Source organism: Vibrio sp. OPT46, assembly GCF_015163535.1.
Lineage (GTDB): Bacteria > Pseudomonadota > Gammaproteobacteria > Enterobacterales > Vibrionaceae > Vibrio > Vibrio alginolyticus.
The window spans coordinates 1-749 of the sequence record NZ_JADDYG010000211.1; the positions used below are offsets into that span (position 1 = coordinate 1).

Here is a 749-nt window from a genome sequence, read left to right on the forward strand (position 1 = left end):
GAACCATCCCCATCGGGGAACAGTTTCTTTGCAATGGCTTTTAAGGCTCTCTGAGGATAATCTGCATATTGATTAAGCTTATCCCTACTATTCTTATTGGCCTTTTCTGCTTTCGCCACAGGGAATCTCGCTGGCCCTGTTACATGCCATGAGATACATTTGGACTCTGCACTTATGTATTCATCGAAGTAGCGTTTTAACTTTCTTTGAAATTCTTCAAACTCAATTTCAACAATTTCTTCCACTGAACAATTAAACGCCTTCGATGGCGCGCTTTCCGAAGTGGATTTGATCAGCTCATGAAGTGAAATCTTGAATGTTCGTAATGCGTTGCAGTAGTCAACTACTGCTTGAGCGGCGTGACGCTCAGGAAATTGAGATTGGCCATTAAAAGCACGCTCAATTGATGAAGGATCAAGCTGGCTCTTATATTCAAGCAGATCCTTGTCTTCTCCAATGTATTCCTCGATTTTTTTATTAACTAAATTTTGCATCTGTAGCCCCCAAGCTATCTATGTTTAACAAATGATTTAACGTATTTATTTGATGTGTTAATTATACTAACAACCCCCACTAAATACCATATTAATACACCACAATAAGTAAAATATACTTAACTAAATTTATTGACTTTGGCCCGGACAAAGACGACACAATAGGGCTCGATAGAGGGTCAGCTTTTTAGGCGAAGCCGTTAAGAAAAGCGATACAAATGCTTTTAGCTCGCCGAAGGCGATTCATATGGCCAC

Annotated in this window: 1 protein-coding gene; it reads right to left on the minus strand. The window is 39.7% G+C overall.

Going from position 1 to position 749, the window contains the following annotated elements; all coding sequences use genetic code 11:
* Positions 1–494 (minus strand): hypothetical protein (locus IQR33_RS09080; RefSeq protein WP_228013817.1); only part of this gene is annotated, 494 nt, incomplete at its 3' end.
* Positions 495–749 lie beyond the last annotated feature (255 nt).